General features: G+C 67.1%; 8 protein-coding genes. 3 read left to right on the top strand and 5 right to left on the bottom strand.

The genetic code is table 11. The annotated features are described in order from the left end of the window. Positions 1 to 131: 131 nt before the first annotated feature. The 5 genes from A5773_RS18410 to A5773_RS18395 all read right to left on the bottom strand — a co-directional run bounded on the left by A5773_RS18410 (position 132) and on the right by A5773_RS18395 (position 4,194). Positions 132 to 629: a hypothetical protein gene (locus A5773_RS18410; RefSeq protein ID WP_066947198.1), complete on the bottom strand. Its 498-nt coding sequence runs from the start codon at positions 627 to 629 to the stop codon at positions 132 to 134. Between the two features lie 2 nt (positions 630 to 631). After that, positions 632 to 931: a hypothetical protein gene (locus tag A5773_RS25685; protein WP_231989235.1), complete on the bottom strand. Its 300-nt coding sequence runs from the start codon at positions 929 to 931 to the stop codon at positions 632 to 634. Between the two features lie 283 nt (positions 932 to 1,214). Next, a complete protein-coding gene (locus A5773_RS18405) occupies positions 1,215 to 2,705 on the bottom strand; it encodes an AMP-binding protein (RefSeq protein ID WP_066947201.1) in 1,491 nt (496 codons plus the stop codon). Further along, the gene (locus A5773_RS18400) at positions 2,698 to 3,678 is read right to left on the bottom strand and encodes a phosphotriesterase (RefSeq protein ID WP_066947203.1); all 981 of its coding nucleotides are present in this window, start codon (positions 3,676 to 3,678) and stop codon (positions 2,698 to 2,700) included. Before A5773_RS18400 ends, A5773_RS18405 begins: the two co-directional genes overlap by 8 nt. 69 nt (positions 3,679 to 3,747) lie before the next feature. Further along, positions 3,748 to 4,194, bottom strand: a complete 447-nt coding sequence (locus A5773_RS18395; protein ID WP_066947205.1) for a nuclear transport factor 2 family protein — start codon at positions 4,192 to 4,194, stop codon at positions 3,748 to 3,750. Positions 4,195 to 4,316: 122 nt separating this feature from the next. On the opposite strand from A5773_RS18395, the gene A5773_RS18390 reads away from it, so the two are divergent. The 3 genes from A5773_RS18390 (at position 4,317) to A5773_RS18380 (ending at position 7,693) form a co-directional block, all read left to right on the top strand. Beyond that, positions 4,317 to 4,679: a YciI family protein gene (locus A5773_RS18390; protein ID WP_197505453.1), complete on the top strand. Its 363-nt coding sequence runs from the start codon at positions 4,317 to 4,319 to the stop codon at positions 4,677 to 4,679. Next, positions 4,676 to 5,899, top strand: coding sequence for an RNA polymerase sigma factor (locus A5773_RS18385; protein WP_197507894.1), 1,224 nt, complete (start codon positions 4,676 to 4,678; stop codon positions 5,897 to 5,899). The genes A5773_RS18390 and A5773_RS18385 overlap by 4 nt, the downstream gene beginning before the upstream one ends. Before the next feature lie 84 nt (positions 5,900 to 5,983). Beyond that, positions 5,984 to 7,693 carry an acyl-CoA dehydrogenase family protein gene (locus A5773_RS18380; protein ID WP_067791997.1) on the top strand — a complete coding sequence of 570 codons (1,710 nt, stop codon included), beginning with the start codon at positions 5,984 to 5,986 and terminating at the stop codon, positions 7,691 to 7,693. Positions 7,694 to 7,710 lie beyond the last annotated feature (17 nt).

Genomic DNA, 7,710 nt, shown 5'->3' with positions numbered 1-7,710 from the left:
CGGTGGCGGTGGCTCCCATGGCGGCCGGGCTGGGTCATCTTTAAAGGTGTGGTTGTCAACGCTGTAAACGTGGCTGCCCTTCGGTGGACTGCCAAGGGCTGGGTGTCGCGGGAAACTGGCGCCGATGCCAGCTAGGGCGGTGGAAATCTTGCCAGCGACCTGTTGGTCCAGTGCGACGAGCTGGGCAGCGCGCTGACGGATATCGCTGGCGAGTGTTTGCGCTTCGCCTTGGCGAACTGCTCGCTGTAGGTCGATCCGCCGCTCATGCGATCGGTAACCGAAAGGTCCTCGCATACCTCGTATCCCGCAGTCTGGGCAACTTGTACGGCATAGCGGAGGCGGGAGCGGGCCGCGTGCAAATCCGAGGACGCGTTGCGCGCGACACGGGCCGCCGCCTGTAGCTGGTCGGCTGCTGCGCTGGTGGTTCGCATGTCAGCGTGCGTCGCGACGCGCACCGCATCGGCGGCTTCACCTCGCCAATCGACCGAGACGGCTTCCCGCCACACCTGGTGGGACAGTGCATAGCTGCGCTCGGCAACGGTCTCCCATTGGGCTGCCGCATCGGTGAGATGGTCAGTGGGCCAGGCTAACAGCGCTGACAGGCCAGGAACCACTGCGACCGCGGCCATCGCTACACGCTGGTCACCGCTTGCACCACAGAGGCCAGACGATTAGCCGCTTGAGCCTCGTTGGCAAGGTAGCGGGTGTCTGCTTCAGCGACGTGCGTAGCGCAAGAACTTACCCGCGTGGCCAATGCCGTGGCGAAGACAGTGACTTCGGCGTGGGCGGCATTGACTGCGGTCGTGCTGGGCTGCCACGAAAAGCCGAGATTGGCCGGCGACGCCGTCGCGTTTAGTGCCTCAGCAGAGGCGGCCCAGCGGGTGGCCATCGCCTGCAAACTCGCTGTATGCATCCGTAATATCTCATGCACGAACAAAAGTTTAGGCAAGTGACGTCGGTGTGGGCCAGTCACCGTGACCGCTCATGCATTGCCGCCTCATCTCGCAGCGTGCGCGGGACCTTTCATGTCGTTAAGCCGCCAAGCTGGCTACAGAGCGACTGGTTGTGCCGTGTATCCGTTTCGGCATGGCGCAGTAGGGCGAGAGATGCCGAACCCCCGAATATGCACACTGATGACCATCTAGCACGTAGCTCGTAAACACCGAACGCAGAACAGCCCAATCAACTGGCCGATGTAAGGCGGACTACAGACGTCAGCTCGCTTCCGGCGCCTGCAGTCGGGCGATGATCTCGGCGCGGACCGCCGACCGCCGGGCCTTGCCCGCGTCGTCGCGCAACGGGGCGTCGACGAACTCGATGAAGTCGGGGGTGGGCGGCACCTTGTACCCGGCGATGCGTTCGCGCAGGAATTGCTGTACGCCCGCGGCGTCCAGGGTGGAACCCTCTGCCGCGTGCACCAGCGCGTACGGCACCTGACCCAGGTCGCCCGAGTTCGGGTCGGGCACACCGACGACGAGGCAGGACAGCACGTCCGGGTGCGCCGACAAGGCGTTCTCGATCTCGGCGGGGTAGACGTTGCGGCCACCGACGGTGAACATGTCCACCCGGCGGTCCGACAGGTAGAGAAAGCCGTCGGCGTCGAAATGGCCAAGATCGCCAAGCGAATCCCAGCCATCGCGGGACTTGGCCGTGGCGCCGACGTAGCGGTAGGTGGGCGCGCTGCCGGGGCCGGGCCGCATGTAGATCTCGCCGACCACGCCGGGCGAACAAGGGTTGCCGTCGTCGTCGAGCACCTGCATCTCCCCGGCGACCACGACGCCGACCGAGCCGCGGTGGGTGAGCCACTGGTCGCCGGAGATGAAGGTGAGCGCCTGTAATTCGGTGCCGCCGTAGAGTTCCCAGACGACCTCGGGGCCCAGCAGGTCGATCCAGGCCTGCTTGATCGCCGGCGGGCACGGCGCCCCCATGTGCCAGAACCGGCGCAGCGACGACAGGTCGTAGGACCCGGGGTCGGCGTGGTAGGCGGGCAGCGTCCGCTGCATGATGGTCGGCACCGTGGTCAGGAACGTGACGCGGTGGTCGGTGATCAGCCGCAGGAATTGGTGCGGGTCGAACCGGCTCATCACGACGAGGTGATGGCGCATCAGCAGCGCGATGGTCGCGGTGGTGAACCCGGTGTTGTGGGACAGCGGGATCGGGACCAGCGTGGTGTCGCCGGGCTGCGCACCCAGCGGATAGCCGATGGCCGCCGGTATCCGGGTGTCGCCCGCGGATTCGATGAGCTTGGGCCGGCCGGTGCTGCCGCCGGACCCCATCGCTTTCCACACCGGCGATACCGCTTCCGGCAGCGGCGCGTCGGAGCATTCCGGGCCGGGCGTGAAACCGGCTGGGACGCTGGGCATTTGGGGGTGATCACGGCCCACCAGCAGGGCCGGTGGTCGCAGGTCCAGCAGCCCCCGCAGCTCCGCGTCCGGCAACCGCGCCGACAGCGGCTGGGGCACCGCGCCCAGCTTCCAGCACGCCACCGCGGCCTGGATCCACTCCACGGAGTTGGGCAGCACCATGGTCACGTAGTCGCCGACGCCGACGCCGCGGTCGGCGTAGGCGCGGGCCAACCGGTTCGTCGAACGGTCGAGTTCGGCGCGGGTGAGCGTTAGGCCGTCGCAGGTGACGGCGGGCTCGTCGGGGGCGAGTTCGGCCAGCGCCGCGATCTGGGTGCCGATCGGCGGGACCGGCTCACTCATATGCGCCCTGCCGCTCGAAGATGCGGCGGGGGTTATCGACCAACATGGTTTTCAGTTGCTCGTCGGTGACGCCGCGTTCTTTGAGCGCTGGGATGACGTCGTTGTGGATGTGCAGGTAATGCCAGTTCGGCGCCATCTGCGGCACGAGCTCTTCGGGCAGCGCGTCGAAATAGCAGTTGGCGTCGTGCGAGAGCACCATCTTGTCGGCGTGCCCCCGCTCGCACATCTGTGCCACGATCTTCACCCGCTCCTCGAACGGCGAGATCACGTCTAAACCGAACCGGTCCATCCCGAGATACGAGCCCGCGGCGATGAGCTCCTCGAGGTACCCGATGTCGGTGCTGTCACCGGAATGGCCGATGACCACTCGGGTCAGGTCGACGCCCTCTTCTTCGAAGATGCGCTGCTGTTCGAGTCCGCGCCGCAGCCCGGCGTGGGTGTGCGTGGATATCGGCACCCCGGTGCGCTTGTGCGCCTGGGCGACGGCGCGCAGCACCCGCTCGACGCCGGGCGTGATACCCGGCTCGTCGGTGGCGCACTTGAGGATCCCGGCCTTGACGCCGGTGTCGGCGATGCCCTGCTCGATGTCGCGGACGAACATCTCCGTCATGATCTCCGGGCCGTCCAACATGCCGCCCGGGCCCTCGTAGTGGAACCGGAACGGCACGTCGTTGTAGGTGTAAAGCCCGGTCGCCACAACGATATTCAGCTCGGTGGCCGCCGCGACGCGCGCGATGCGCGGAATGTAGCGGCCCAGCCCGATCACGGTCAGGTCGACGATGGTGTCCACCCCGCGGGCCTTCAACTCGTTGAGCCGACTGACGGCGTCGGCCACCCGTTTGTCCTCGTCGCCCCAGGCTTCGGGATAGTTCAACGCAATCTCGGTGGTCATGATGAACACGTGCTCGTGCATGAGCGTCACGCCGAGGTCGGTCGTATCGATGGCGCCGCGGGCGGTATTGAGTTCTGACACGTGACTGATGCTATGACTCCGCTGCGTGGTTTGACACCGGCCTCATCGGATCCGTGAACTATCGGCGGCTCAGGGCTGAAGGTCGGTGGCCGCGCGGTACGAGCCGTCCATGTGGAACGGCGTCGATTCATGTAGGTGCGCGATGCGCCACGACCCGTCGACGCGGCGCAGCCCGAAGGTCGAGCGATACCAGACCGAGATCGGGTCGTGCCGGCCTACAGGTGTCACCGTCATATTTGTGAGGGTGTGGGCGAATGCGAGATCGCCATCTTGGCTCACCACGGGGTCGCGGAAAGTGATCTGCACGGGGCCGTCAAATCCCGCGAACCAGGCGCGGATACCTTCCACGGTGCCATACGGCGTATCGGGCCCCTGCTGCAGCGGCGGCGCAAGCGAATACGACACCACGTCGTCGGAACGAAGCGCAAACAGGCCGTCGGCGTCGTGGGCGGCATGCGCGGCCACGAACTTTTCAAGTACCGCGTGGACGTCGGTTCCTGCGTGGCTGATCTCCATAGTTGTCCCCTTCTCCGGGGCTCCGCGGCGCGAAGCCTTCAGTGGGGTGTCGAAACCGGCTGGCCAGTTTCGACACAGGAGCGCAGTGTTTATCCAAATCCATGGAGGCCGCAGTGAAGTACATGATCTTGATTCAGAGCAACCCGCAGTTCCTCGAGCGATGGCAGGCCTTACCCGAGGAGCAGCGAGCGCGGTTCGGCCACGACCACGTCGAACTCGGCGCCGAGCTCGCCGACACCGGCGAGCTCGTGGCTACCGAGGGCCTGGCGGACCCCGCCCTGGCCAAGCGGGTCACGGTCGCGGGCGGCCGGACGATGATCAGCGACGGGCCGTTCGCCGAGGCGAAAGAACATCTCGCCGGTTTCTTTCTAGTCGACTGCGAAAGCGAGGAGCGTGCCCTCGCGATCGCGGCCCGCGTTCCGGACGCCGTCTGGGGCTTGGTCGAGGTCCGGCCGGTGCTCGACCTGAGCGGCTGGGACATGTGAATTCCACCGGTCCGGGCGAGGATGCCGTCACCGTCCTGCTGCGCGAGGTCGCCCCGTGCGTCCTCGGGGTCCTCGTGCGCCGGTACGGCGACTTCGACGACTGCGAGGACGCCGTCCAGGAGGCGCTGCTCGCCGCCGCGGTGACCTGGCCGGCCGATGGGGTACCGGAAAACCCGACCGGCTGGCTGATTACGACGTCGTCGCGGCGGCTGATCGAGACTTGGCGGAAGGAGTCGGCGCGTCGGCACCGCGAAGACACGTATGCGCTTGAGCCCACGCCGCCCTCGGGCGCCGTTGCCGAGGCCGACGAATCGTTGGCGCTGCTGTTCTTGTGCTGTCACCCGGTGCTCGCCGTGCCGTCGCAGGTGGCGCTGACGTTGCGGGCGCTCGGAGGCCTGACCACCGCGGAGATCGCCCGCGCGCTGCTGCTGCCGGAGGCGACCGTCGGGCAGCGCATCAGTCGGGCCAAGGCGCGCATCCGCGATTCGGGCGCCCAATTCCGCACCCCGAACCAGCGCGAGCGCGACGAGCGGCTGCCCGCGGTGCTTCGCACGTTGTACCTCATCTTCAACGAGGGCTACACCGCGACATCTGGAGAGAACCTCAACCGCGTGGAGCTGACCTCCGAAGCGATTCGGCTGACCCGTCAGCTGCGCGCGAGCCTGCCGGACGAGGGCGAGGTCGCCGGGTTGCTCGCGCTCATGCTCCTCACGGATGCCCGACGCGCCGCGCGCACCGGACCAGATGGATCGCTGGTCCCGCTGGCCGAACAGGACCGCCGGCTGTGGGACCGGACCGCCATTGCCGAGGGCGTCGCGATCATCGAGGCGACGCTGCCGGTCGCCGAGCCGGGTCCCTACCAGCTGCAGGCGGCGATCGCCGCGGTACATGACGAGGCCGCCAGCGCCGAAGCGACCGACTGGCCGCAGATCCTCGCGTTGTATGACGTGCTCTTAGCCCTGGCGCCAGGGCCGATGGTCGCGCTCAATCGAACTGTCGCCGTCGCGATGGTGCAGGGTCCCGCGGCCGCCCTGCTCGAACTCGATGCCGCGGCGGCGGATCCCGCTCTGCACGGACATCACCGCGTCGACGCGGTGCGGGCCCATCTGCTCGACGAACTCGGTGACCGGGAAGCGGCCCGAGAGCACTACCTTCGCGCGGCCCAGCGCACCCGCAGCCTGCCCGAGCGGCGATATCTGCTCTCCCGCGTGACGCAATGAGCCACTTTTTCCGGTCCGCCCCGACGGCCCCCGCGGTGCAGTACCGTCACCCTCGTCGTAACCGGAACCCGCGGGAGCCCCGTCATGCTGCTCAATCCCAACCATCTGCAACGTCGATATCCGGACCGTCGCTCGGGGGAGATCATGGCCGCGACGGTGGACTTCTTCGAGTCGCGGGGGAAGGCGCGGCTGAAGTCCGACGACCACGAAGGGGTGTGGTACTCCGAGTTTTTGGACCATATCGGGCGGGAGCGCATTTTCGCCTCGCTGCTGACCCCATCCGAGTACGGCGCCTCGGACCCAGCAGCTGCCTGCCGCTGGGACACCTACCGGATCAGCGAGTTCGCCGAGATCGTGGGCTTCTACGGGCTGAGCTACTGGTACCCCTTCCAGGTCACCGCGCTGGGTCTGGGCCCGATCTGGATGAGCGACAACACCGACGCCAAGCGCAAGGCCGCCGCGCAGCTCGAGGCCGGCGAGGTGTTCGCCTTCGGCTTGTCGGAGCAGACCCACGGCGCCGACGTCTACCAGACCGACATGATCCTGACGCCGGCCGAACACGGCTGGACCGCGAGCGGCGAGAAGTACTACATCGGTAACGCCAACGTGGCGCGGATGGTCTCGACCTTCGGCAAGATCGCAGGCTCTGACGAGTACGTGTTCTTCACTGCCGACTCCCAGCACGATCGGTATGACCTGATCAAGAACGTGGTGAACTCGCAGAACTTCGTCGCCAACTACGCGCTGCGCGACTACCCGGTCACCGAGGCCGACATCCTGCACCGTGGCCAAGGGGCGTTCCACGCGGCCCTCAACACCGTCAACGTGTGCAAGTACAACCTGGGCTGGGGCGCGGTCGGCATGTGCACCCACGCCATGTACGAGGCGGTCACCCACGCCTCCAACCGCGTTCTGTACGGCACCGTCGTCACCGACTTCAGCCACGTGCGGCGGCTGCTCACCGACGCCTACCTGCGGCTGGTGGCAATGCGGCTGGTGTGCACCCGGGCTTGCGACTACATGCGCAGCGCGTCGGCCGACGACCGGCGCTACCTGCTGTACAGCCCGCTCACCAAGGCGAAAGTCACCAGTGAGGGCGAGCGGGTCGTCATCGCCCTGTGGGACGTCATCGCCGCCAAGGGGGTGGAGAAGGACACCTTCTTCGAGGCGGTCACGCGCGAAATCGGTTTGCTGCCAAGGCTTGAGGGCACCGTGCACATCAACATCGGGCTGCTCGCCAAGTTCATGCCCAACTTCCTGTTCGCCCCCAACGGCGAGCTGCCGATCATCGGCCGCCGTGACGACGCGGCCGACGACACGTTCCTGTTCGCGCAGGGGCCGACCGGGGGTCTGGGCAAGGTGCGCTTCCACGACTGGCGCGCGCCGTTCGACGCCTTCGCTCACCTGCCCAATGTCGCGTTGCTGCGCAAGCAGATCGACGTGCTCGCCGACATGCTGGCCAGCGCGACCCCCGATGCCGCGCAGCAGAGAGACGTCGACTTCGCGTTCGCCGTGGGCCAGTTGTTCGCGACGGTGCCCTACGCGCAGCTCATCCTCGAGGAGGCCGCGCTGTCGGATGTGGACGAGACGCTGATCGACGGGATCTTCGCCGTGCTGGTCCGCGACTTCAACGGCTACGCCGTGGAGTTGAGCGACAAGCCCGCGACGACCGACGACCAGGCCCGCTTCGCGACGCGAATGATCCGCCGCCCCGTCCACGACCCCGCCCGCTACGCCCAGATCTGGAAGGAGCACATCCTTCCGCTCAACGGCGCGTACCAAATGCGTCCCTGACTGGGCTGGCGCCGGGC

The organism is Mycobacterium sp. 852014-52450_SCH5900713, from assembly GCF_001667075.1.
Lineage (GTDB): Bacteria > Actinomycetota > Actinomycetes > Mycobacteriales > Mycobacteriaceae > Mycobacterium.
This window is presented reverse-complemented; position numbering and strand designations above follow the sequence as displayed.

Coding starts and splice junctions, on each gene's coding strand:
- A5773_RS18410 (WP_066947198.1), bottom strand. CDS start 629: ATGGCCGCGGTCGCAGTGGTTCCTGGCCTGTCAGCGCTGTTAGCCTGG.
- A5773_RS18390 (WP_197505453.1), top strand. CDS start 4,317: ATGATCTTGATTCAGAGCAACCCGCAGTTCCTCGAGCGATGGCAGGCC.
- A5773_RS18405 (WP_066947201.1), bottom strand. CDS start 2,705: ATGAGTGAGCCGGTCCCGCCGATCGGCACCCAGATCGCGGCGCTGGCC.
- A5773_RS18380 (WP_067791997.1), top strand. CDS start 5,984: ATGCTGCTCAATCCCAACCATCTGCAACGTCGATATCCGGACCGTCGC.
- A5773_RS18395 (WP_066947205.1), bottom strand. CDS start 4,194: ATGGAGATCAGCCACGCAGGAACCGACGTCCACGCGGTACTTGAAAAG.